Below are 22,633 nucleotides of genomic sequence, written 5' to 3' on the forward strand. Positions count from 1 at the left end.
GGGCAACAAAAACCCGGCGGACGAGGCGGCTGCCTCGCCCGCCGGGCTGGGTCTTCGCTCACCGCCGCGCGGGATGCACGAGGCGGCTGCCGCGGCGGATCAGCCGGCCGGTTCGGGCTCGGGCTGCTCGGCGCGGCGGCTGCGGGCGAAGCGGCCCGACAGCTCCTTGCGGGCGCTCTTCAGCGCTTCACCCTTGCCCGAGACCTCGAGCAGGCGGTAGCCCTCCAGCGCGATCGACATGATGTCGCTGCCCAGCGCCATCTCGGTGTCGTCGGCGGTTTCCACCAGCTGGCGCAGCTGTGCCAGGCGCGGCCGCAGCTGGTCGAGTGCGGTGCGGTCGGCCAGTGCCTCGGCCAGGCCCAGGTTGGGCGGCACCATTTGCGGGTTGCTCTCGAGCATGGTCAGGGCCAGGTCGCAGAAGGCGCGCGACTTGGGGCCCATCTTCTTCAGTTCGATCCGCTGCTCGGGCTGCAGCACCAGCATCGGCGCCATCACCCGGCGCAGCGTGCCCAGTGCGCCGTCCATGTCGGCCAGGTCCTGCGCCGAGAGGTTCAATGAAATCAGGTTCTGCATGACGTTTCCTTACGTTCCTTTTGCGAGTCCGGGCATGCCGACAAAGGCTGGGCCGGACGGTCCATGCTCCGCCGCGTTCCGTGCGGGCGGGTGCTGCAAGGCCGACAGGTCGGCGAGGGAGCGGGGCCGAGTGTGGCAGCGGCGCGGGCGGCGTGCCAGCGGCAGGGCGGGCTTCAACCCGCCACTCCGGCGTCCGGTGGCATGACGGCGGGTTGAAAGTGCTGGCGGGTTGAACCCGCCCTACGAAGCTGACCAAGCCGATCAAGCCGGCCTCGCTGCGGACGTTCCTGGTGGCGCAGCGGCAGACGGTACGGGTTTAGGCCTGCGCGTTGCGGCATATCCGTTCTTGCCGGATGTTCGAGCTGTGGATTCAACAGAGCTGCGCAGTGGTTCAATCAAGCGCGCATGCAACGACGCGTCATTGGCCGCGGATTTCCGTCGCGATGCGCGCGGCCATGTAGGCATGGAACGGGTTGTAACTGAGCCGGCTCAGGCTGTCCTGTGACACCACCAGGGCATTGCGCTCGCCACGCACCGCAATCGCGCCCAGCTGCACGGTCCTGCGTCCCGATGGGCGATGGCCGTAAAGCGGGTCGTCGTCCGCAAACGGCAGCGCGATATGCGACAGCGAGTACACATCGGCCGGGTAACGCAGCCCGGTGGCCTGCGCCTGCAGCGCGCTGCCACCTGCAGGCCGTGATCGCGCCACTGCCGCCGCGTCGCCTTCCGACGCCGTGCCGACCACGGTGAGCGTGTAGCGGCGCGGCGCGGCCTGCAACGCCGTGCGCGACCAGCCGCTTGCGGCCGGGCGCAACATCGGCGCGATGGCCCGCGTGCGATTGACATCGAACAGGATCAATTCACTGCCGTTGGCCGCCAGCTTGTCGAACAGCCGTGTCATCACGCCATGCGCACTGACGGTGTCGTCGACCACCGACTGGAACGCCAGAATCGGTGGCACGCGGCCCATGCGCCGCTGCCGTTCCACTGCTTCTATTGCAGCGTGCAGGTCGGCGGTCACCAGATACGATTCGCGCGCCGCGCGCACCGGAAACGAGTTGTACTTGAAGGGGTTGTATTCCGGCAGCACGTCCAGCCAGGCGGACTTGGCGTAACGGCTGAGCATCGCCGGCAGGCCCGCCAGGCCGGCATAGCGGGCAAAGCGATTGACCTCGATCATCGGCGACAGCAGGACGATGCGGTCGACGTCGTTGGGTGCGCCGCGTTCGATGCGCCCCATCACGTGCCGCAATGCCAAGGCGGCGCCGTTCGAGTACCCCACCAGGTGGACCGGCAAACCGCCGCCGGCGCGAGCACGCGCCGCGGCCATGGCCATCTCGACCGCCGCATACCATTCCTTGCGACCTTGCTGCGTGAGCGCGGCGGGCACGGTGCCATGCCCGGGCAGGCGCGGCACGATGGCAATGAAGCCACGCTGCCGATACAGCTCGGCCAGGCTGCGCATGCTGTACGGGGCGTCGGTCAGGCCGTGCAGCAGCACCGCCACGCCCAGGGCTGCGCCCGCGGGCTCGAGCACGAAGGAGCGGTTCCAGTCGCGGCCGAACGCCGCCGGCGAAGTGAGGCTGGCATCGTGGTAACGGTTCAGCGGCGTGCGATCGCCCGGTTGCAGTTGGCTTTGCATGTCGCGATGGAGCTGCTCGAACAGTTTGTTTTCCGCCGTGACATAGGCCGGCCAATCGCCACGGGCGATGGCATCCGCGGGCAGCTCGGTGGGCACGATCGTGTGCCATGGCTGCAACGGCGGGCCCTGCGTCGCCTGCCAGGCGCGAATGCCCACCAGCATGAGCACCGCCAGCGCCACGGCCGTTGCGCCCTTGCGGACCACCTTGTCGACAGCGGCCGCCATGCGCCGCAAGAAGGCACGGGTCTGGCGACGAAGAGGCTCATCACCATCTGTGGGTCGCGAGACCCCATCCTCACCCTCGGGAGTTGCCGTCATGCGCCCTGCCCATGCTGTGACCGATGTGGTCCATCGTCGCATGCGCGAACGATGGCGCGGCGCTGGACCTCGCTACTCCGCTTCTTCCGGCGGCGGCACGATCGCGCTGGGGTCGAGTGCGAGGCGGCCGGCGATCAGCACGGCCTGGGTGCGGTTGTTGGCGCCGAGCTTGCGCAGGATCGCGGTGACATGCGCCTTGACCGTGGCTTCGGACACGCCCAGCTCGTAGCCGATCTGCTTGTTGAGCAGGCCGGCGCCGAGCATCTGCAGCACCCGGAACTGCTGCGGGGTGAGGTCGCGCAGGCGTTGCGCGGCGTCGTGCTCGTCGGCGTGCGCGGCCGGCGCCGACAGTGCCGCCGCTGGCGCCCAGCGGTCGCCGTCGAGCACGCGCGTGATCGCCTCGCCGAGCGTCGCCGCATCGGCGGACTTGGGAATGAAACCGACCGCGCCGTGGTCGAGCGCGCGCCGCATCACCGCCGGCTCCTCGCGCGCCGACACCACCACGACCGGCAACTGCGGGTGCAGCGCACGCAGGTGCACCAGCGCGCTGAAGCCCTGCGCGCCGGGCATGTTGAGGTCGAGCAGCAGCAGGTCGACGTCGGGCTCGCTGTCGATCAGCGCGTACAGCGCGTCGACGCTGTCGGCCTCGCGCAGGCGCGCATCCGGCAGCACGCGCGCGACCGCGCCGCGCAGGGCTTCGCGGAACAGCGGGTGGTCGTCGGCGACGATGATGACGGGAGCGGGCGGGGTCGGCATGTGGGGGATCGCTTCTGCTCGTCATTCCCGCGCAAGCGGGAATCCAAGGACGTTGCTTCTGGACACCTTACTGCAGGTGTCCGCTGTGTAACTGGAAGAACAGCAAAGTCAAAGTCCATGGAGAGTGCCGCCGTTCGGCGGCCCAAAAGACCCCGCCTTCGCGGGAATGACGGTCAAAAGGCACAGGTCACGGTACGCGCCGCTCCTTCACCAACGAATCGACCACCGATGGATCGGCCAGCGTCGAGGTGTCGCCGAGCTGGTCCGGTGCGTTCTCGGCGATCTTGCGCAGGATGCGGCGCATGATCTTGCCGCTGCGCGTCTTCGGCAGGCCCGGTGCCCACTGCAGATGGTCGGGCGTGGCGATCGGGCCGATCTCGGCGCGCACGTGCACGACCAGTTCCTTGCGCAGCTCGTCGCTCGCCACTTCGCCGGCGATCAGGGTCACGTAGGCGTAGATGCCCTGGCCCTTGAGGTCGTGCGGGAAGCCGACCACCGCCGCCTCGGCCACCTTCGGGTGCGAGACCAGCGCGCTTTCCACTTCGGCCGTGCCGATGCGGTGGCCGCTGACGTTGATGACGTCGTCGACGCGGCCGGTGATCCAGTAGTAACCGTCGGCATCGCGGCGACAGCCGTCGCCGGTGAAGTAGCTGCCCGGGTAGGTGCGGAAGTAGGTGTCGATGAAGCGCTCGTGGTCGCCGTAGACCGTGCGCATCTGCCCCGGCCACGAATCGAGCAGGACCAGGTTGCCCTCGGCCTCGCCTTCGAGGACGTGGCCGTTGGCGTCGACCAGCGCCGGCTGCACGCCGAAAAATGGTTTTGTCGCCGAGCCGGGCTTGAGGTCGATCGCGCCGGCCAGCGGGCTGATCAGGATGCCGCCGGTCTCGGTCTGCCACCAGGTGTCGACCACCGGGCAACGCGAGTCGCCGACGACCTCGTAGTACCAGCGCCAGGCTTCGGGATTGATCGGCTCGCCGACCGTGCCGAGCAGGCGCAGCGACTGGCGCGAGGTCCGCGTGACCGGCTCGTCGCCGTCGCGCATCAGCGCGCGGATCGCGGTCGGCGCGGTGTAGAAGATCGTGACCTGGTGCTTGTCGATCACTTCCCAGAAACGCGACACGCTGGGGTAGTTGGGCACGCCTTCGAACACCAGCGCGGTCGCGCCATTGGCCAGCGGGCCGTAGACGATGTAGCTGTGCCCGGTGACCCAGCCGACGTCGGCGGTGCACCAGTAGATGTCGTCCTCGCGCAGGTCGAACACGACCTCGTGGGTATAGCTGGCGTAGGTCAGGTAACCGCCGGTGGTGTGCAGCACGCCCTTGGGCTTGCCGGTGCTGCCGGAGGTGTAGAGGATGAACAGCGGGTCCTCGGCGTTCATGCGCTCGGGCGCGCACTCGCTGGGCTGGCCGTCGACCACGGCGTCGTACCAGCGGTCGCGCGGCATCTGCATGTCGACCGCGGCGTGGGTGTGGCGCACCACCAGCACGGTCTCGACGCTGTTGGTGCCGGGCAACTTCAACGCCGCGTCGACATTGGCCTTGAGCGGGATCTTCTTGCCGCCGCGCAGGCCTTCGTCGGCGGTGATGATCAGCTTGCTGCCGCAGTCGGCGACGCGGTCGGCGATCGAGTTGGGAGCAAAGCCACCGAACACCACCGAGTGGATCGCGCCGACACGGGCGCAGGCCAGCATCGCGACCACGGCCTCGGGGATCATCGGCAGGTACAGGGTGACGCGGTCGCCCTTGCGCACGCCCAGCGCGCGCAGTGCGTTGGCGAGCCGGCACACGCGCTCATACAGATCGCGGTAGCTGATGTGCTGGGCCGGCTGCGCCGGATCGTCGGGCTCGAAGATCAAAGCGGTCTTGTCACCGCGCGTGGCCAGGTGGCGATCGAGGCAATTGACGCTGGCATTGAGCTCGCCGTCGGCGTACCAGCGGATGTGGAAGTCGTCGAGGGCGAAGCTGACGTCCTTGATCCGGGTCGGCTGGACGAACCAGTCCAGCCGCTGCGCGATGCGACCCCAGAAGCCGTCCGGGTCGGCCACCGACTGCGCGTACAGGCGCTCGTACTGCTCGCGGGTGATCCGCGCCTGGGCGGCGAAATCCGCATCGATCGGGTAGACGGTGGCGGGGTGGTTCATGGCGCGCTCCGGGCAACGGGTCTTCGGTGTAGCGGGGGGTCGTGGATGCTCCGGCCGCGCACTGCGATCCGGCCGCCCAGTGTGACGCATCCACTGTTAAAGCCCGATTGGGCCGGCTTTAGACGATGGTCGTAAGCGCCCCCCGTCCCGCCGCACTTACGACCAATGGGGAATGGTTGTGCAGCGCGATGCCACCGCAGGCTGGCCGCAGCCGTGCATTGGGTGCGGCGTTCCTTTGGGAGGGAATCATGTCCGCAGGCATTGCATCGCCGACGAGCCCGGCCGCGACGATCCGTCGCCGCCCGCTCGCGGCCGCGTTGCTGGTTGCACTGGCGTTACCGGGGATGGCGTTCGCGCAGACCGCGAAAGAGAAAGAGCTGGAGGCGCGCGTCGCCCAGCTCGAGGCCATGGTCCAGCAGCTGGTGTCGCAGCAGCAACAGCAACAAACCGCCATCAGTGAAGTGAAGACCGCGCAGGCGGTCGCACCCGCCGCCGCCACCGCACCTGTCGCCGCCGGCAAGCCGACCATCCAGAGCGCACCGATCATGGCCACGGCCAACCCCGGCACGCGCTTCAGCTACGGCGGCTTCATCAAGCTCGATGCCTCGGTCACGCAGACCAACGACGGCGACATCGCCGACGGCACGGTCGGCCGCCTGTTCTACGTGCCCAAGGCGATTCCGGTCGGCGGTGGCCGCACCAACGAGGACGGCGCCGACACCGACATGGGCGCGAACTTCTCGCGCTTCTGGTTCGGTGCCGACACCGACCTGGACAGCGGCGACAAGCTCAAGGCCTACCTGGAATTCGACCTGTACGGTGGCGGCAGCACCGCTTTCACCGGCAACGAGGTGTCCACCAACACCTACGCGCTGACCCTGCGCCAGGCCTACGTGCAGTGGAACAACTGGCTGGCCGGCCAGACCTGGAGCAACTTCCAGGACACCGCGGCGCTGCCGGACACGGTCGACTTCCTCGGCCCGACCGAAGGCACGGTGTTCGTGCGCCAGGCGCAGATCCGCTACACCAACGGCCCGTGGTCGTTCTCGATGGAAAACCCGGAGACGGTGTACACGCCGTACCTGGGCAACATGGCGCAGGTCGCCGGCGACGACGGCGTGATGCCCGACTTCACCGCGCGCTACACCACCAAGGGCGACTGGGGCCACTTCGGCGTCGCCGGCCTGGTGCGCCAGCTCAAGTACCAGAACGGCCCGGCCAACCTCGACTCCGACAACACCGGCTACGGCCTGAGCGTGTCGGGCAAGTTCAACCTCGGCAAGAACGACGACATCCGCTACATGCTCACCGGCGGCAGCGGCATCGGCCGTTACGTCGGCCTGGCGCTCAACAACGACGCCGTGCTCGATTCGACCGGTGATCTGGAAAACATCGACCTGATCAGCGGTTTCGTCGGCTGGCGCCACGTGTTCAGCCCGAAGCTGCGCACCAACCTGTTCTACTCGCGCGCGCAGTACGACAACGACACCGCGCTGACCGGCCTGGGCATCACCCGTGCCGCGCAATCCGCCCACGTCAACCTGATCTACACGCCGCTGCCCAAGCTCGACCTGGGTGCCGAGCTGATCTGGGGCCAGCGTGAACTCGAAACCGGCGACCGCGGCGATCTCAATCGCCTGCAGACCCACGTCAAGTACAGCTTCTGAGGACGACAACCATGTCCAGCATCTCCGCCTCCGCCGGCAAAGCAGGCGCCGCCCCACTGACCCAAGGCCACAAGAAGGTCATCTTCGCGTCCAGCCTGGGCACCGTGTTCGAGTGGTACGACTTCTACCTGTACGGCTCGCTCGCGGCGATCATCGCCAAGCAGTTCTTCAGCGGCGTCAACGAGACCACCGGCTTCATCTTCGCCCTGCTCGCCTTCGCCGCCGGCTTCGCCGTGCGTCCGTTCGGCGCGATCGTGTTCGGCCGCATCGGCGACATGATCGGCCGCAAGTACACGTTCCTGGTCACCATCGTGATCATGGGCATCTCGACCTTCCTGGTCGGCATCCTGCCCAGTTACGCCAGCATCGGCATCACCGCGCCGATCATCCTGATCGTGTTGCGCATGTTGCAGGGTCTGGCCCTGGGCGGCGAGTACGGCGGTGCGGCGACCTACGTGGCCGAACACGCCCCCAACGGCAAACGCGGCCTGTACACCAGCTTCATCCAGACCACCGCGACGGTCGGCCTGCTGCTGTCGCTGATCGTGATCCTGGGCGTGCGCGAATCGATCGGCGTCGAGGCGTTCGAGGCCTGGGGCTGGCGCATTCCGTTCCTGCTGTCGATCATCCTGCTCGGCGTGTCGGTGTGGATCCGCATGCAGCTGTCCGAGTCGCCGCTGTTCCAGCAGATGAAGGCCGAGGGCAAGACCTCCAAGGCGCCGCTGACCGAGAGCTTCTTCTCCAAGAACGGCAAGATCGTGCTGCTCGCCCTGCTCGGCGCCACCGCCGGCCAGGCCGTGGTCTGGTACGCCGGCCAGTTCTACGCGATGTACTTCCTGACCCAGTCGCTGAAGGTCGACGCCACCACCACCTGGCTGCTGATCGGCGGCGCGCTGGCGATCGGCACGCCGTTCTTCGTGTTCTTTGGTTGGCTGTCGGACAAGATCGGCCGCAAGAAGATCGTCATGGCCGGCTGCCTGATCGCCGCGCTGACCTACTTCCCGCTGTTCAAGGCGCTGACCCACTACGCCAACCCGGCGATTGCCGAGGCCAGCGCCAGCGCCCCGGCCGTGGTCACCGCCGATCCGAAGACCTGCAGCTTCCAGTTCGACCCGGTCGGCAAGAAACAGTTCACCAGCTCGTGCGACATCGCCACCGCGGCCCTGGCCAAGGCGGGCGTGCCGTACACGGTCAACCCGGCCCCGGCCGGCACGGTCGCCAGCGTCGCCGTCGGCAGCGTGCAGGTGCCCAGCTACGAAGCCACCGGCCTGGCCAAGGACGTGGCCAAGAGCAATGGCGAGGCCTTCAGCGGCGCGCTCAAGACCGCGTTGAGCGACGGCGGCTACCCGGCCAAGGCCGACGATGCCCGCATCAACAAGCCGATGGTGCTGGTGATCCTGACCCTGCTGGTGATCTACGTGACGATGGTCTACGGCCCGATCGCGGCGTGGCTGGTCGAGCTTTTCCCGACCCGCATCCGCTACACCTCGATGTCGCTGCCGTACCACATCGGCAACGGCTGGTTCGGTGGCTTCCTGCCGACGATCTCGTTCGCCCTGGTCGCCGCCACCGGCAACATGTACTACGGCCTGTGGTACCCGATCGTCATCGCGCTGATGACCTTCGTGATCGGCTCGCTGTTCCTGCGCGAGACCAAGGACGTCGACATCACGCAGTAAGCACCAGGCTCCACGTCGCGCTTCAGCAACAACGCCGGCCTCGTGCCGGCGTTGTTGCATGCGCGGTTGGCCGCGCCGCCAGATACCGGCGGCGACAGGGTATTGTTCGGCCTCCCGTTTTCCCGGATGCCTGGACGATGCCCCATTCCCAACACCCGCCGGCTGCCGCCGCCGCGGATCCGACTGCCCGGCCGCAGCTCGGCCACGCGATGAAGCCGCGGCAGCTGATCATGATGGGCCTGGGCAGCGCGATCGGCGCCGGCCTGTTCCTCGGCTCCGGCGTCGGCGTGCAGGCGGCAGGGCCGGCGGTGCTGGTGTCGTACCTGGTCGCCGGCGCGCTGGTGATCATCGTCATGCACGCACTGGGCGAGATGGCCGCCGCCCACCCCACCAGCGGCGCGTTCTCGGTCTACGCCAGCGACGCCATGGGCGCGACCGTCGGCGCCGCCGTCGGCTGGCTGTGGTGGGCGCAACTGGTGATCGTGATCGCGGCCGAATCGGTCGGCGCCGCCGGGCTGTTGGCGACGGTCTGGCCGGCGTTGCCGGTGGCCGGGCTGTCGCTGGGGTTCATGGTCGTGTTCACCGCGATCAACCTGATGGGGGTCAAGAACTTCGGCGAGTTCGAGTTCTGGTTCGCGATCCTCAAGGTGGTCGCGATCCTCGCCTTCATCGCCATCGGCGCGGCGCTGCTGCTCGGCCTGCTGCCGGGCGTGGCCTCGCCCGGCCTGTCGCACTTCACCGCGCACGGCGGCTTCGCGCCCAAGGGCCTGGCCGGGATCGGCGCGGCGCTGCTGGTGGTGGTGTTCGCCTTCGGCGGCACCGAAATCGTCGCGGTCGCCGCCGCCGAAACCGAAGACCCCAGGCGCAGCATCACCCGTGCCGTGCGCACCGTGGCCTGGCGCATCCTGGTGTTCTACGTCGGCTCGCTGAGCGTGATCATCGCGGTGGTGCCGTGGACCAGCGAGGCGCTGCGCTCGCCGTTCGCGGCGGTGCTGCAGGTCGCCAACATCCCGGGCGCCGCCACCGCGATCACCCTGGTCGCGGTGATCGCGCTGCTGTCGGCGCTCAACGCCAACCTCTACGGTGCCTCGCGCATGATCTTCTCGCTCGCCCAGCGCGGCGAGGCGCCGCGCTTCCTCGCGGCCCTCAACCGTCGCCGGGTGCCGGTGGCCGCGGTGCTGTCGTGCGTGGCGTTCGGCTTCTTCGCCACGCTGCTGGAGTCGTGGTACCCGGAGAAGGTGCTGCCGGTGCTGCTGAACCTGGTCGGCTCGACCTGCCTGATGGTGTGGACGATCTCGCTGCTGTCGCAGCTGATCCTGCGCCGGCGCGCGGACCGCGCCGGCACGCCGCTGCCGTTCCGCATGTGGGGCTTCCCCTACCTGACCTGGCTGGGCCTGGCGATCCTCGCCACGATCTTCGCGCTGACCCTGTTCGCCGACGGGGCGCGCCTGCAGCTGCTGTCGACGACCGCGCTGACGCTGGGCATCGCCGCGATCGGCGAGGTGGTGCGGCGCTGGCGGGCGCGCGGCTGAGTCGTGCCGTGATTGCTTCCTTCTCCCGTCGGGAGAAGGCTTGCCCTGAGCTTGCCGAAGGGTGGCGCGAAGCGCCGTACCCTCACCCCAACCCCGCTTCGCGCCCCGGCCCACGCCAGCGGCGTGGGCGCTCCACCGCACGCGCGCCGATGGCGCGAGAGCCATGCGGTTTCACCCCGAGGGGAGAGGGGCTTTGGCTGCCTCCGCCCGGCGGCGGTTTACTGCGGCGGCGCCGCCAGTTCGCGGGCGTCGAGGAAACCGTCGCGGTTGCCGTCCTGCAGCGCGAACCGCTCGGCCAGCGTCTGCCGGTGCGCGACCCGGCTGACCGGCTGGCCACGACCGCCGGGCAACTCTGCCGCCACCAGCACGCCGTCGCCGTCGGCGTCCATGCGTTCGAAGGCGTAGCCCATCCAGGCCTGGTACTCGTCCAGCGAGACACGGCCGTCGCCGTCGCCGTCGATGCGCGCGAGGTAGTCGGTGGTGGCCTCCACCTGCGCCGCAGCCGGCGCCATCGCGAACACGCCGCCCACGAGCATGCCCCCCACAAGCAACAAGCCCACGCCTTGCGGCGTGGGCTTGCGGCAGAACCTTTCCGACATGCGCGGCCGGCGCTCAGGCATGCGCCGGCGCCAATGCGTAGCCCTTCATGCGTGCCGAGAACGCCTGCAGCGCGGCGATGCCGCTGGCCTCGGCCTCGGTGCACCAGGCATGCAGTTTCTGCAGCGTCGCCTGGGCGTCGTTGGAGCGCTCGTCGAGCACCTGCGCCAGGCGCGCACGGAAGTCGGCCAACTGCGCCATGCGCGGGCTCTCGTCCACCCACGCCTGCAGGCGCGCGCGCTTGTCGTCGTCGAGCCAGCGGCCGCCGTCGGCGAGGCCGTGGCGCAGCTTGCGCGGCAGCGCGCGCATGCGCTCGCCGGCCTGGCGCCGCTCTTCGCGCAGCGCCGGCAGGGTGACGTTGCGGTAGTAGTCGGTCATCGCCTGGAAGCGGATCGCCAGCAGCGCCTTCAGCGTCTCGCCGTCGGGCATGGCGATGTTGGGGCGCACGTCCAGGGTCGGCGCCACGCGCAGCACCTTGGCCAGGCCGACCGCCTGGAACAGCTTGATCGCGCTCCAGCCAATGTCGAACTCGAACTTGCGCAGCGCGAACTTGGCCGAGCTCGGGAACGCGTGATGGTTGTTGTGCAGCTCTTCGCCGCCGATCCACACGCCCCACGGCGTCAGGTTGGTGGCGGTGTCGGTGGTCTCGAAGTTGCGGTAGCCCCACCAGTGGCCGAGGCCGTTGACCACGCCGGCCGCCCAGAACGGGATCCACGCCATCTGGATCGCCCACATCGCGATGCCGACGAAGCCGAACAGGGCGAAGCTGATGAACAGCAGCAGCACCGGGCCCATCGTCGCGTGCGGGGTGTAGAGCTTGCGTTCGATCCAGTCGTCGGGGCAGCCCTTGCCGTACTTCTCGATGTCCTCGCGCTGCGCGCGCGCCTCGCGGTACAGCTCGACGCCGCGCCAGAACACGGTCTTGATGCCCTTGATCTGCGGGCTGTGCGGGTCTTCCTCGGTCTCGCACTTGGCGTGGTGCTTGCGATGGATCGCCGCCCACTCGCGCGTGATCATCGAGGTGGTCAGCCAGGTCCAGAAGCGGAAGAAGTGCGCCAGGACCGGGTGGAAGTCGACCGCGCGGTGCGCCATCGAGCGGTGCAGGTACAGCGTGACCGAGAAGATGGTCAGCTGGGTCGCCACCAGGAAATAGATCACCAGGGTGGAGACGCTGGCCTGCAGCAGGCCGCCGGCGAGGAAGTCGAGCAGGGAAGCGGGCATTTCAAACTCCGAGTACACAGACGGACCGGCGCACAAGGCCCAGTCCTGCGCGGGATGATGCCACCCCGGCCCCACCGTTCGCGCCGGTACGGCAGGACTGGGATGGGGGTCATTCAGGCCTGGCGCAAGCCGTCAAGCTGAATCTCCCGGTGGCGCCGCCGCGGCCGCGGCGATGCGCTTGCGGCTGCGCGCCAGCTCGGGCTTGGCGTAGGCCTTGAGCGCGGCGCGGTCGGCCGGGCTGAACGGCGAATCGCGGCCGCAGTGCTCCAGCAGCAGAGTCAGGTCCTGGGCCTGGCCGAGCCGCTCGGTGAGGCGCTTGTCGAAGCCGGACCGCTGGGCGCCGGTGGCGTCGGGCCGGGCCAACGTCGCAACAGGCATGGCGGCCGCCGCCAGCGCGCGACGCTGCTGCGACACCCGCCGCGCGCGCCGGCGCCAGCGGTGCCAGCCCTCGTCGTCACCGTCCTCACCGCCCGCGGCCACCCGCCGCCAAGCCCGTTGCATGCTCCGCTCGCTGTCGGCCAGCGCCACCCGCACCGCGGCCGGCGTGAGCCGCTCCCAGGCCAGGGCCGGCACCGCCGCGCGCAGCACCGCCAACAACGCGCGCCGTTGGTCCAGGGCCGGGTCCACGGCCAGCACCGCCTCGGCACAGGCCGCGCGCGCGGCTACGGCGGCCTCCCGGGCCTGCTGCAGGGGCTGCCGCGTCGCCGCCGCGCGCTTGCGCGCCAGCAGGCGTTCGAGCGTCTCCACCAGCGCCTGCGCGTCGCGCAAAGCCGACAGGCCGTCGTTGATCCGATGCAGCTCGCGGTCGAGCAGCACGTAGCCCGGCCCGAGCGCGCGGTCGCCCAGCGCCAGTGTCGCGCGGGTACGGCGCAGGGACTTGCGGGCGCGGTGCACGCCCTCGTGCAGCGCCTCGCCCGGCTCCTCAAGCGCGGCGATGGCGGCGTCGAGTTCGGCGCAGGCGTAGTCGCGCAGGGCCGGGCCCGGTGCTGGTTCGGCGCGCTTGTTCACGGCAGGCTCCGAAGCGACCTTCTGGGCAACCCACGGTGTGGCGCGCCGTGCGCTGCTCTCGCGGAACTGACTCTCGTGGAACTGATAGTACGCTGGGCGCATGCCCGAACTGCCCGAAGTCGAAACCACCCGACGCGGCCTGGCGCCGCACCTGGAAGGCCGCATCGTCACCGCGGCGACGCTGCGCCGGCCCGACCTGCGCTGGCCGATCCCCGCCGAGATCCGCGAGGTGCTGCCCGGCCAGCGCATCGCCGCGGTGCGCCGCCGCGCCAAGTACCTGCTGCTCGACACCGCCGCCGGCAGCGCGCTGCTGCACCTGGGCATGTCCGGCAGCCTGCGCGTGCTGCCGGCCGACACCCCACTGCGCGCGCACGACCACGTCGACCTCGCGCTCGATAGCGCCGGCGCGACACCCGGCCGCGTGCTGCGCTTCAACGACCCGCGCCGCTTCGGCTGCCTGCTGTGGCAGCCAGCGGGCGAAATCCACGAACTGCTGGCCGGGCTCGGCCCGGAGCCGCTGTCGGAGGGGGGCGACGGCGCGGCTTTCAATGGTGACTACCTGTTCGCGCTGAGTCGCGGCCGCAGCGCGCCGGTGAAGACCTTCCTGATGGACCAGCGCGTGGTGGTCGGGGTCGGCAACATCTATGTCGCCGAGGCGCTGTTCGCCGCCGGCGTGTCGCCGCTGCGCGCGGCCGGCAAGGTCTCGCGCGAGCGCTACGCGCAGCTGGCCGCGGCGATCAGGACGATCCTCGGCCAGGCCATCACCCGCGGCGGCACCACCCTGCGCGATTTCATCAGCCCCGACGGTGCACCGGGTTACTTCGAACAGGAGCTGTCGGCCTACGGCCGCGGCGGCGAACCCTGCCCGCGCTGCGGCCGGCCCCTCAAGCAAGCCACGATCGGCCAGCGCGCGACGGTCTGGTGCGGGCATTGCCAGCGGTAGTTCGGGCACGCATCACCTATCCACTCGGCCGGCTTCATCCGCCGTCATTCCCGCGAAGGCGGAAATGACGGGCAAAAGCGACTTGATCAGCGTTGCCTTAGTTAGGGGCGATTCGCGCCGCAGGCGCGAACGGGGTATGGCAACGCCGACGGGGCCCAAAGTTCGCGCAGCGCACTTTGGGGTTTCCCGGGCGGCCAAGCCCGGGAAACGGTTATAGTCCGGCCACTGCGCCCGGGGGTCACAATGACCGAAACCGCCGACATCACCTTATTGCTCGATGCCGCGCGCGAAGGCGACCGCGCCGCGCTCGATCGCGTGCTCGCCACCCTGTACCAGGAGCTGCACACGATGGCGCGGCGCCAGCTCGCCGGCCAGCACGGCCAGACCCTGGACGCGACCGCGCTGGTGCACGAGGCCTACCTCAAGCTGATCGGCCGGCGCGAGGCGCAGTTTGACGACCGCGCGCATTTCTTCGCTTACGCCGCCTCGGCGATGCGTTCGGTGGTGGTCGATTACGCGCGCCAGCGCCTGGCGCAGAAGCGCGGCGGCGACCTGCACCGCGTCACCGAGCTGCCCGACGACGTCGAAGGCGGCCTGCGCCTGGACGAGGAGACTCTCGGCCTGGACACCGCGCTGACCAAGCTCGCCGCGGTCGACCAGCGCCTGGCGCACGTGGTCGAGCTGCGCTACTTCGCCGGCCTGTCGGAATTGGAAATCGCCGCACTGCTGGAACGCTCCGAACGCAGCATCCGCCGCGACTGGCAGAAAGCGCGGCTGTTCCTGCTGGCCTCGCTCAAGGACAGCTGAGCCGCCGACCCCATGGACCCCGAGCGCTGGCAACGGCTGTCACCGCTGCTCGATGCGCTGTTCGAGCTGGCCCCGGAGGCCCGCACGCAACGCCTGCAACAGTTGCGCGAGGACGACCCGTCGCTCGCCGACGAGTTGCAGGCGCTGATCACGCTCGACGAGCACCACGAGGACTTCCTCACCGAGCCGCTGATCACGCCGATGGCCGGCCTGCGCGCCGGCGCCGAGATCGGCCCGTACCGGATCGAGCGCCTGCTCGGCGAGGGCGGCATGGGCCAGGTCTGGCTGGCCGCGCGCGCCGACGGCCTGTACCAGCGCCGGGTCGCGCTGAAACTGCTGCGCCCGGGGCTGGCCGACAGCAACCTGCGCCTGCGCTTCTCGCGCGAGCGGCAGATCCTGGCGCGGCTGGCGCACCCGCACATCGCGCGCCTGCTCGACGCCGGCGTCAGTGGCGACGGCGTGCCCTACCTCGCGCTCGAGTACGTCGAAGGCGAGCCGATCACCGACTACTGCCGCAGCCACCAGGTGCCGCTGGAGCAGCGGCTGCGCATGTTCCAGCAGATCTGCGACGCGGTCAGCCACGCCCACGCCAACCTGATCGTGCACCGCGACCTGAAGCCGTCGAACATCCTGGTCACGCCCGGCGGCGACGTGCGCCTGCTCGATTTCGGCATCGCCAAGCTGCTCGACACCGACGCACCGGTGCTCGAGCAGACCCGCACCGGCGTGCGCGCCTTCACCCTGCACTACGCCGCGCCGGAGCAGGTGCGTGGCGAGCCGGTCACCACCATGACCGACGTGTACTCGCTGGGCGTGGTGCTGTACGAGCTGCTGGCCGACACCAAGCCCTACCGGCTCAAGCGCCAGACCGACGCCGAGTGGGAGGAGGCGATCCTGGGCGCCGATCCGCTGCGGCCCTCGCAGATGGTGCTGCGCCGCACCGAGGACGCCGGCGTCGACGCACACGCGCTGCGCCGTCACGCGCGGTTGCTGGCCGGCGACCTCGACAACATCGTGCTCAAGACGCTGTCCAAGCGTCCCGAGCAGCGTTACCCCTCGGTCGAGGCGCTGGCCCTGGACCTGCAACGTTACGAGGCCGGCCGGCCGGTGCAGGCGCGTGCGCAGAGCCTGGGCTACCGCTTCGGCAAGTACCTGCGCCGGCACCGCTGGGCGCTGGCGACCGCGGCGCTGGTCGCGGTGGTGCTCAGCGCCGCACTCGGCATCGTCGCCTGGCAGGCGCGGCAGGCGGTGCAGGAGGCCGGCCGCGCGCAGGCAATGCAGGACTTCATGGTCGGCGTGTTCGAGAGCGCGCGCGGCACCCCGGAAGGCCAGGCGCTGGACCTGCGCGGCCTGCTCGACGCCTCGCTGGCCCGCGGCAACCGCGAACTGGCACGGCAACCGCGCGCGCGCGCCGAACTGCTCGGCGTGATCGCGCGGCTGCGCATCGGCCTGGGCGACTACCGCGAGGCACTGGCCCTGCTCAACCGCCAGGCCGGGATCCTGTCCGGCAGCGACGACACGCCGGTCAGCCTGCAACTGGAATCGCTGACCCAGCGCGGCCAGGCCCTGCGCCTGCTCGACGAGGCGCCGCAATGCATCACACTGATGCAGCCGGCGCTCGGCGTCGCCCGCCGCGAACAGGCGCAGCTGCCGCCGCAGGTCAGCGAGTTCTACTCGCAACTCGGCCGCTGCCGCCGCGACAACGGCGAGCGCCAGGGCGCGCGGCAGCTGTTCGAGCGCGCCCTGGCGCTGCGCCGCGACGGCCCGGACCGCGACGAGGTCGGCTCGGTCGAGAACCTGATCGACCTGGCCGGCCTGCAGGCCGATGCCGGCCAGCGCGACGCGGCCCTGCAGGGCTATGCCCAGGCACGCGCACAGCTGCAGCAGAAGGTCGGCGAGCGCCATCCGCTGCAGGTCGAGATCGGCCACAAGCTGGCGGTGCTGCGCGACGACCTCGGCCAGGTCGATGCCGCCGAGCGTGAGGCGAGCGAGGCCTATGCGGTCGCGCTCGAGGTCTACGGCACCCAGCATCCCTCGACCCTGGCGGTGCGCCGGCAACTGGCCAAGCTGCACCTCGACCAGGGCCGCTATGCCGAGGCCGAACTCGAATTCCGCGAGGTGCAGGAGCAGACGCTGCGCCGTCTGGCGCCGTCGCGCAGCGACCCGGCCAAGGCCGCACGCGGCAACGCCGAGCTGGCCGGCCTGTACCGCAATCTCGGCCTGATCGCCTGGGAACGCGGCGAAACCCCGCGGGCCTTGAGCGCGATGCAGAGCGCCGTCACCCGCGCGCGGCAGAGCGGCGACGGCCTGCGCCTGGCCGACAGCCTGTACGCGCAGGCGCGGGTGCTGCACGGCAGCGGCCACGAACACGCCGCGCTCAAGGCCGCCGAGCAGGCCCGCGAGCTGCGCGCGGCGCGACATGGCGACACGCATCCGTCGATCGGCGACAGCGAGCGCCTGCTCGGTGAGATCGAAATCGCGCTCGGCGAGCACGACGCCGGCCTGGACCGGCTCGAACGCGCGGTGGTGCTGACCCGCAACGGTTACGGCGCCACGCACCCGAACACGCGCCGCGCCGAGTTGGCGCTGGCGCGGCAGCAGGCGCTCGACGGCGATGCCGCCGCGCTGGTGCGCCTGGATGCCCTGGCCGCACTGCCGCAGGCCGATCCCGAGCTGCGCCGGGTCGCCTGGCGCGCACAAGCCTATGGCGCGCAGCTGCGCTGCCACGGCCCGGACCGCGAGCCGGCGTTGGCGACGTTGTCCGCCCTGCAGCAGCTGCTGCAGACCGCGCAGCCCGACGGCGGCGTGATCCCGCGCGAGGTCGAGGCGATCGTGCGCGGTTGCGGCTAGCGGGATGTTGCCCCCCCCCGTGTCGGCGGTTTGATTCCGTCCTCGGCCACAATTTGTAAGTGCTGAAAACGTAGTCCCAGCAAGGCTTTTATCCCTGCGGGACTTTTGGTTTTCTGCGCTCGTCCGATAGCGATATGTCGGCCATAGTGCCCTCCCCCTGTCGGCAGACAATTTAGAAGGGAGGTGGAATGGCAAAGCATCCCGCAGATTGAGTGTCCCGATCCTCGTCGCATAGGCTGCGACAGGCTTAGCCGTGATGTTTCAAGAGGTTGCATTGCATCCTCCTAACCGGAGGGAGAGGCTGATGCCTCCAAACGTCAGCTTCCATTCCGCGAAAGGAACAACCTCTTGAAACATCGCAGCTAGCTAGCTGCGCGACAGCGGCAGCGACGGCTGCAGCGGCTCGATCGTGCCCTCGCCGCGCAGGATCTTCTTGTACTCGGCGCGCGACACCGAGACGTAGCGGTCGTTGCCGCCGATCTCGACCTGCGGGCCCTCGTGCACGGCGCGGCCCTGAGCATCGACGCGCACCACCATCGTCGCCTTCTTGCCGCTGTGGCAGATGGTCTTGATCTCAGTCAGCTCATCGGCCCAGGCCAGCAGGTACTGGCTGCCCTCGAACAGCTCGCCGCGGAAATCGGTGCGCAGGCCATAGCACAGCACCGGGATGCGCAGCGCGTCGACCACCTCGCTGAGCTGCCACACCTGCGTGCGGCTCAGGAACTGCGCCTCGTCGACCAGCACGCAGTGCAGCGTGCCGTGCGCGGTAATGTCGCGGCGGATCAACGCCTCCAGGTCGTCGTCGCGCTCGAAGGCGATGGCATCGGCGCGCAGGCCGATGCGCGAGGCCACCGTGCCGCTGCCGGCGCGGTCGTCCAGGCGCGGCGTCAGGATCGCCACACGCATGCCGCGCTCACGGTAGTTGTGCGCCGACTGCAGCAACGTCGTGGTCTTGCCGGCGTTCATCGCCGAATAATAGAAATAGAGCTTGGCCATCCGCGAATTCTATTCCGGACGGCGCGGCCCGGCATGCGCCGCAGTCATCGCCGGCGCTGGTACACCGCCGCGACCCAGCGTTGCGCCACCGCCGGCGAAGTGATGCACACCGCCTCGTCGGTCACGGTGGTGACCGCGCGCTCGAGCAGCTGGATGTCGGCCTCGTGCTGGCGCGCCACGTGCGGGTCCTCGAAGAAGAGCGCGCGCTGGCAGCGCCGCTCCAGCACCAGGTCGGCGATCTGCGCGTCGCCGCCCATCGGCCCGCTCTGGTAACGGTGCACCCAGGCCCGGTCCTGCGGCCAGCCGCGGCTCCAGGCCAGCTCGTTCAGGCGCTGCCCGGTGGTGCCGGTGGCGACGCGCCGGGCAAAGCGCGACAGCAGCTCGAAGTGCTCGGCGGCGAAGGCCAGCATCTGCGCCTTCATCGCGTCGTGCGCGATCAGCGCCAGCGTCTGCGACTCCAACGCGTGGAAACGGTCGGCCGCGGGGTCCGGCGCGAGGCCGGCATGGACGCGCTCGACCTCGATCCAGTCGCGCGCCGAGGCCACGGTGGTGAGGAACGGTTTGCCGTGGATCACGCACTGGCGCTTGAGCGCGACCGCCTCGGGAAAGATCGAGGACGGATCGACCGGGTCGATCAGGTAGATCGCGCCGTCGAGCGTGCGGCCTTCGCCGTCCAGCCCGACCACCTCAGCCACCAGTTTCATCAGCCCGCCCTCGCGGCCATAGGGGTAGCGGCGCAGGCCGGTGTAGCCCGACAGCATGCCCGCCGCGGCGATCGCGTCGTAGGTGCGGCCGACCGTGTGCAGATCGAGGCGCAGCTCGCGGATGCCGGCCTCGCAGGCGCGCAGCCAACGGAACAGCGCGGCGTCCTCACTGAGGTGGTGCAGGCGGTTGGCGGCCAGGCCGAGGTGCATCGCGGGCTCCGTCACAGGGCGAACAGTGGGGATGAGGGAAGGACAGCAGTCTGCGGTGGAGCTGTTGCACTAACGGCCTGCGCGCGCCGCGCTCGACACGCCGCCGGCCTCAACGCCCGTCGATCACTTCGGCCGGACCGACATCGACGTTGCCGTCGCCGCGCAATGCGTCCTCGACTTTCCAGTAGCGCTCGGGGTCGTAGCGCTCCTGTGCGTGCATGCCGGCCAGGTCGAGGCTGCCGTTGCCGCCGAACAGCTCGCCGCCCGGCCCCGGCGTGGTGACCGCGAGGTTGCCGACAAAGCCGGTGCGGCTGCCGGTGACCTGCGTGCGCGCCCGGCTCATGGCCTGGGCGAAGCGCGGCTTGGCCACGTCGTCCCCGTACTGCGCATACAGTGCGACGCCGTCGCGCAGCGCCCGTTGGCGCTGGCCTTCGTCGAGTGCCTGCCACATCTTCTCGCGCAGCAGCAGGAACTGCGGGTACATGCGCTCGGCCGCCAGATCGGCCCAGACGTAGGCCTGCACCGGATCGCGCTCGACCCCGACGCCGTGCCAGTACATCAGGCTGATGCGGTGCTGCGAGTACTTGTCGGCATAACGCGCGGCGTGGCGGAAGTGGCGCAGGGCGTCCTGCCAGTCGCCCTTGCGCGCGCTGTCGGCGCCATACAGGCGCCACAATTCATTGGGATGGGTCGCGGCGAAGCGGCGGCGGAAGTCGAATTCATAGAGATTGGTGCGGTCGGTATCGGCCAGCACCGCGGCTTCGGCTTCGGCCTCCGGCGCGCTGCCGCCAGAAGCCAGCGCACAACAGGCCAGCACGATTGCGCTCCAGTCCATCACGATCTCCTTGTGTGTTGCGCCCCAGCGCACGGTCTTCGATGGCCGTCGTCCGTTCGATGCCGGACATTCTTCGCCACGGACTCGCAATGCCGCGAGCCGCTCCTACAATAGCGCCTCCATGCACGGCCTCAACCCCCCCCAACGCGCCGCCGTCCTGCACACCGACGGCCCCCTGCTCGTGCTCGCCGGCGCCGGCAGCGGCAAGACGCGCGTCATCGTCGAGAAGATCGCGCACCTGATCGCCTCCGGCCGCATGCCGGCCAAGCGCATTGCCGCGATCACCTTCACCAACAAGTCGGCGAAGGAGATGAAAGAGCGCGTCGCCAAGCGCATCAAGGGTGACGCGGCCGACGGCCTGACCGTGTGCACCTTCCACGCACTGGGCTTGCGCTTCCTGCAGATCGACCACGCCAAGGCCGGGCTGCGCCGCGGCTTCTCGGTGTTCGACAGCGACGACAGCAGCGCGCAGATCAAGGACCTGTTGCCGCCGGGCAGCAAGAACGACGTCATCGACAACGCCCGCAACCTGATCTCGCGCGCCAAGAACGCCGGCCTGTCGCCCGACGAGGCCCTGGCCGCGGCGCAAAGCCCGCGCGAGATGGAAGCGGCGCTGCTGTACCAGCGCTACCAGGCGCGGCTGAGCACGTTCAACGCGGTCGATTTCGACGACCTGATCCGCCTGCCGGTGCAGTTGCTGGAGGCCGAGGAAGACCTGCGCCTGGCCTGGCGCGAGCGCATCGGCTACCTGCTGGTCGACGAGTGCCAGGACACCAACGACGCCCAGTACCGCCTGCTCAAGGCGCTGGCCGGTGACAAGGGCTTGTTCACCTGCGTGGGCGACGACGACCAGTCGATCTACGCCTGGCGCGGCGCCAACCCGGACAACCTGCTGCAGCTGGGCAAGGACTACCCGGCGCTGCAGATCGTCAAGCTCGAACAGAACTACCGCTGCTCCAACCGCGTGCTGCGCACCGCCAATGCACTGATCGCGCACAACCCGCACGAGCATCCCAAGACGCTGTGGAGCGACCAGGCCGACGGCGAGCGCATCCGCGTCTGGGAGTGCCGCGACAACGCCCACGAGGCGGAGAAGGTCGCCGGCGAGATCCACTTCCTGGCCGCCGCCAAGCAGGCGCCGTGGAGCGATTTCTGCATCCTGTTCCGCGGCAACCACCAGAGCCGCGCGCTGGAAAAAGCGCTGCAGCTGCTGCGCGTGCCGTATCACCTGTCCGGCGGCACCGCATTTTTGGAGCGTGGCGAAGTCAAGGACGCGCTAGCGTGGTTGAGGTTAATCGCCAACCCCGACGACGACGCGGCGTTCCTGCGCGCGGTGCAATCGCCCAAGCGCGAGGTCGGCGCGACCACGCTGGCCAAGCTGGCCGAGATCGCCCAGCGCGCGCACATGCCGATGTCGCGTGCCGCCGAGCAGATCGGCGTGCTGAAACAACTGGCGCCGCGCGCATCCAACGCGCTCGACGGTTTCGTCAACATCGTCCGCCATCTGCGCGGCGAAGCGTTCAAGATCAGCCCGGCGCAGCTGGTGCGTTCGCTGGCCGACAAGAGCGGCCTGCTCGCGGCGATCCGCGCGCAGTGCAAGGACGAGGCCAGCTACCAGCGCCGCAAGGAAAACCTGGAAGAGCTGTCGGACTGGTTCGACGGTGGCAAGGGCTCCGGCCCGGGCGAGCTGGCCGCGCAGCTGGCGCTGCTGTCGCATGCCGACAAGGGCGAGGCCGGCAACCAGGTGCGGCTGATGTCGCTGCACGCGGCCAAGGGCCTGGAATTCCGCTACGTGTTCATCGTCGGCATGGAGGACGGCACGCTGCCGCACGAGATGGCGCTGGAGGAGGGCTCGCTGGAAGAAGAGCGGCGCCTGCTCTACGTCGGCATCACCCGCGCCAAGGAGCAGTTGTGGCTGTCGCACTCGAAGGAGACGCAGCGCTGGGGCGACAAGATCCGCCTCAAGCCGAGCCGCTTCTTCGAGGAACTGCCGGCCGTCGAGGTCCAGCGCGACGGCGCCGACCCGGTCGCCGATGCGGCGCGCAAGCAGGAGCGCGCCAGCGCCGGATTTGCCGCGATCAAGGCGTTGCTGGAAGGTTAGCCCTCCCGTCACTTCACCGCCCACAGCCTCGTTTGCCGATCGCGCTGTACGTGG

Annotated in this window: 17 protein-coding genes; 7 read left to right on the forward strand and 10 right to left on the reverse strand. The window is 69.6% G+C overall.

The window, feature by feature from the left end:
- Window positions 1-99 precede the first annotated feature (99 nt).
- The 4 genes from ACFOLC_RS06830 to acs form a co-directional block, all read right to left on the reverse strand.
- Window positions 100-573, reverse strand: coding sequence for a hypothetical protein (locus ACFOLC_RS06830; RefSeq protein WP_386758464.1), 474 nt, complete (start codon window positions 571-573; stop codon window positions 100-102).
- 418 nt (window positions 574-991) lie between these two features.
- Window positions 992-2,440 carry an alpha/beta hydrolase gene (locus ACFOLC_RS06835; RefSeq protein ID WP_386758465.1) on the reverse strand — a complete coding sequence of 483 codons (1,449 nt, stop codon included), beginning with the start codon at window positions 2,438-2,440 and terminating at the stop codon, window positions 992-994.
- Between the two features lie 165 nt (window positions 2,441-2,605).
- The gene (locus ACFOLC_RS06840) at window positions 2,606-3,289 is read right to left on the reverse strand and encodes a response regulator transcription factor (RefSeq protein ID WP_386758466.1); all 684 of its coding nucleotides are present in this window, start codon (window positions 3,287-3,289) and stop codon (window positions 2,606-2,608) included.
- A 187-nt stretch (window positions 3,290-3,476) separates the two neighbouring features.
- On the reverse strand, window positions 3,477-5,519 hold the full coding sequence (gene acs, locus ACFOLC_RS06845; protein ID WP_386758467.1) for an acetate--CoA ligase: 2,043 nt from the start codon (window positions 5,517-5,519) through the stop codon (window positions 3,477-3,479).
- Window positions 5,520-5,677: 158 nt separating this feature from the next.
- On the opposite strand from acs, the gene ACFOLC_RS06850 reads away from it, so the two are divergent.
- From ACFOLC_RS06850 to ACFOLC_RS06860, 3 genes are all read left to right on the forward strand, one after another.
- Entirely contained in the window at window positions 5,678-7,096 is a 1,419-nt protein-coding gene (locus tag ACFOLC_RS06850; protein WP_386758468.1) for a DcaP family trimeric outer membrane transporter, read from the forward strand.
- A gap of 11 nt (window positions 7,097-7,107) precedes the next feature.
- Window positions 7,108-8,775, forward strand: coding sequence for an MFS transporter (locus ACFOLC_RS06855; protein WP_386758469.1), 1,668 nt, complete (start codon window positions 7,108-7,110; stop codon window positions 8,773-8,775).
- Window positions 8,776-8,912: 137 nt separating this feature from the next.
- Entirely contained in the window at window positions 8,913-10,307 is a 1,395-nt protein-coding gene (locus ACFOLC_RS06860; RefSeq protein ID WP_386758470.1) for an amino acid permease, read from the forward strand.
- A 218-nt stretch (window positions 10,308-10,525) separates the two neighbouring features.
- Here the strand turns inward: ACFOLC_RS06860 and ACFOLC_RS06865 are convergent, their stop codons facing one another.
- From ACFOLC_RS06865 to ACFOLC_RS06875, 3 genes are all read right to left on the reverse strand, one after another.
- Window positions 10,526-10,843, reverse strand: a complete 318-nt coding sequence (locus ACFOLC_RS06865; RefSeq protein ID WP_386758471.1) for a hypothetical protein — start codon at window positions 10,841-10,843, stop codon at window positions 10,526-10,528.
- A 76-nt stretch (window positions 10,844-10,919) separates the two neighbouring features.
- Window positions 10,920-12,125, reverse strand: coding sequence for a DesA family fatty acid desaturase (locus ACFOLC_RS06870; RefSeq protein ID WP_386758472.1), 1,206 nt, complete (start codon window positions 12,123-12,125; stop codon window positions 10,920-10,922).
- A 132-nt stretch (window positions 12,126-12,257) separates the two neighbouring features.
- Window positions 12,258-13,133 (reverse strand): CHAD domain-containing protein, encoded by an 876-nt coding sequence (locus ACFOLC_RS06875; RefSeq protein WP_386758473.1) that lies wholly within the window; start codon window positions 13,131-13,133, stop codon window positions 12,258-12,260.
- A gap of 100 nt (window positions 13,134-13,233) precedes the next feature.
- Here ACFOLC_RS06875 and mutM point away from each other — a divergent pair, with 100 nt between their 5' ends.
- The 3 genes from mutM (at window position 13,234) to ACFOLC_RS06890 (ending at window position 17,733) form a co-directional block, all read left to right on the forward strand.
- Entirely contained in the window at window positions 13,234-14,076 is an 843-nt protein-coding gene (mutM, locus tag ACFOLC_RS06880) for a bifunctional DNA-formamidopyrimidine glycosylase/DNA-(apurinic or apyrimidinic site) lyase (protein WP_386758474.1), read from the forward strand.
- A 243-nt stretch (window positions 14,077-14,319) separates the two neighbouring features.
- Window positions 14,320-14,883 (forward strand): ECF-type sigma factor, encoded by a 564-nt coding sequence (locus tag ACFOLC_RS06885; protein ID WP_386758475.1) that lies wholly within the window; start codon window positions 14,320-14,322, stop codon window positions 14,881-14,883.
- A 12-nt stretch (window positions 14,884-14,895) separates the two neighbouring features.
- Complete coding sequence (locus ACFOLC_RS06890) at window positions 14,896-17,733, forward strand: serine/threonine-protein kinase (protein WP_386758476.1); 2,838 nt, start codon at window positions 14,896-14,898, stop codon at window positions 17,731-17,733.
- A 366-nt stretch (window positions 17,734-18,099) separates the two neighbouring features.
- On the opposite strand, the gene ACFOLC_RS06895 is transcribed toward ACFOLC_RS06890, so the two are convergent.
- From ACFOLC_RS06895 to ACFOLC_RS06905, 3 genes are all read right to left on the reverse strand, one after another.
- A complete protein-coding gene (locus ACFOLC_RS06895; RefSeq protein ID WP_386758477.1) occupies window positions 18,100-18,729 on the reverse strand; it encodes a thymidine kinase in 630 nt (209 codons plus the stop codon).
- A 44-nt stretch (window positions 18,730-18,773) separates the two neighbouring features.
- Window positions 18,774-19,643 carry a methylglyoxal synthase gene (locus ACFOLC_RS06900; RefSeq protein WP_386758478.1) on the reverse strand — a complete coding sequence of 290 codons (870 nt, stop codon included), beginning with the start codon at window positions 19,641-19,643 and terminating at the stop codon, window positions 18,774-18,776.
- Between the two features lie 109 nt (window positions 19,644-19,752).
- Window positions 19,753-20,478, reverse strand: coding sequence for a hypothetical protein (locus ACFOLC_RS06905; RefSeq protein WP_386758479.1), 726 nt, complete (start codon window positions 20,476-20,478; stop codon window positions 19,753-19,755).
- Window positions 20,479-20,599: 121 nt separating this feature from the next.
- Between ACFOLC_RS06905 and ACFOLC_RS06910 the strand changes: the two genes are divergently transcribed.
- The gene (locus ACFOLC_RS06910) at window positions 20,600-22,579 is read left to right on the forward strand and encodes a UvrD-helicase domain-containing protein (RefSeq protein ID WP_386758480.1); all 1,980 of its coding nucleotides are present in this window, start codon (window positions 20,600-20,602) and stop codon (window positions 22,577-22,579) included.
- Window positions 22,580-22,633 lie beyond the last annotated feature (54 nt).

Source organism: Lysobacter cavernae (genome assembly GCF_042648505.1).
Classification (GTDB): domain Bacteria; phylum Pseudomonadota; class Gammaproteobacteria; order Xanthomonadales; family Xanthomonadaceae; genus Lysobacter_L; species Lysobacter_L cavernae.

Bases quoted from the DNA above. Each gene is read 5' to 3' on its own strand.
- ACFOLC_RS06830 (WP_386758464.1), bottom strand. From the start codon at position 573: ATGCAGAACCTGATTTCATTGAACCTCTCGGCGCAGGACCTGGCCGAC.
- ACFOLC_RS06835 (WP_386758465.1), bottom strand. From the start codon at position 2,440: ATGGCGGCCGCTGTCGACAAGGTGGTCCGCAAGGGCGCAACGGCCGTG.
- ACFOLC_RS06840 (WP_386758466.1), bottom strand. From the start codon at position 3,289: ATGCCGACCCCGCCCGCTCCCGTCATCATCGTCGCCGACGACCACCCG.
- acs (WP_386758467.1), bottom strand. From the start codon at position 5,519: ATGCGTCACACTGGGCGGCCGGATCGCAGTGCGCGGCCGGAGCATCCA.
- ACFOLC_RS06850 (WP_386758468.1), top strand. From the start codon at position 5,678: ATGTCCGCAGGCATTGCATCGCCGACGAGCCCGGCCGCGACGATCCGT.
- ACFOLC_RS06855 (WP_386758469.1), top strand. From the start codon at position 7,108: ATGTCCAGCATCTCCGCCTCCGCCGGCAAAGCAGGCGCCGCCCCACTG.
- ACFOLC_RS06860 (WP_386758470.1), top strand. From the start codon at position 8,913: ATGCCCCATTCCCAACACCCGCCGGCTGCCGCCGCCGCGGATCCGACT.
- ACFOLC_RS06865 (WP_386758471.1), bottom strand. From the start codon at position 10,843: ATGCTCGTGGGCGGCGTGTTCGCGATGGCGCCGGCTGCGGCGCAGGTG.
- ACFOLC_RS06870 (WP_386758472.1), bottom strand. From the start codon at position 12,125: ATGCCCGCTTCCCTGCTCGACTTCCTCGCCGGCGGCCTGCTGCAGGCC.
- mutM (WP_386758474.1), top strand. From the start codon at position 13,234: ATGCCCGAACTGCCCGAAGTCGAAACCACCCGACGCGGCCTGGCGCCG.
- ACFOLC_RS06885 (WP_386758475.1), top strand. From the start codon at position 14,320: ATGACCGAAACCGCCGACATCACCTTATTGCTCGATGCCGCGCGCGAA.
- ACFOLC_RS06890 (WP_386758476.1), top strand. From the start codon at position 14,896: ATGGACCCCGAGCGCTGGCAACGGCTGTCACCGCTGCTCGATGCGCTG.
- ACFOLC_RS06895 (WP_386758477.1), bottom strand. From the start codon at position 18,729: ATGGCCAAGCTCTATTTCTATTATTCGGCGATGAACGCCGGCAAGACC.
- ACFOLC_RS06900 (WP_386758478.1), bottom strand. From the start codon at position 19,643: ATGCACCTCGGCCTGGCCGCCAACCGCCTGCACCACCTCAGTGAGGAC.
- ACFOLC_RS06905 (WP_386758479.1), bottom strand. From the start codon at position 20,478: ATGGACTGGAGCGCAATCGTGCTGGCCTGTTGTGCGCTGGCTTCTGGC.
- ACFOLC_RS06910 (WP_386758480.1), top strand. From the start codon at position 20,600: ATGCACGGCCTCAACCCCCCCCAACGCGCCGCCGTCCTGCACACCGAC.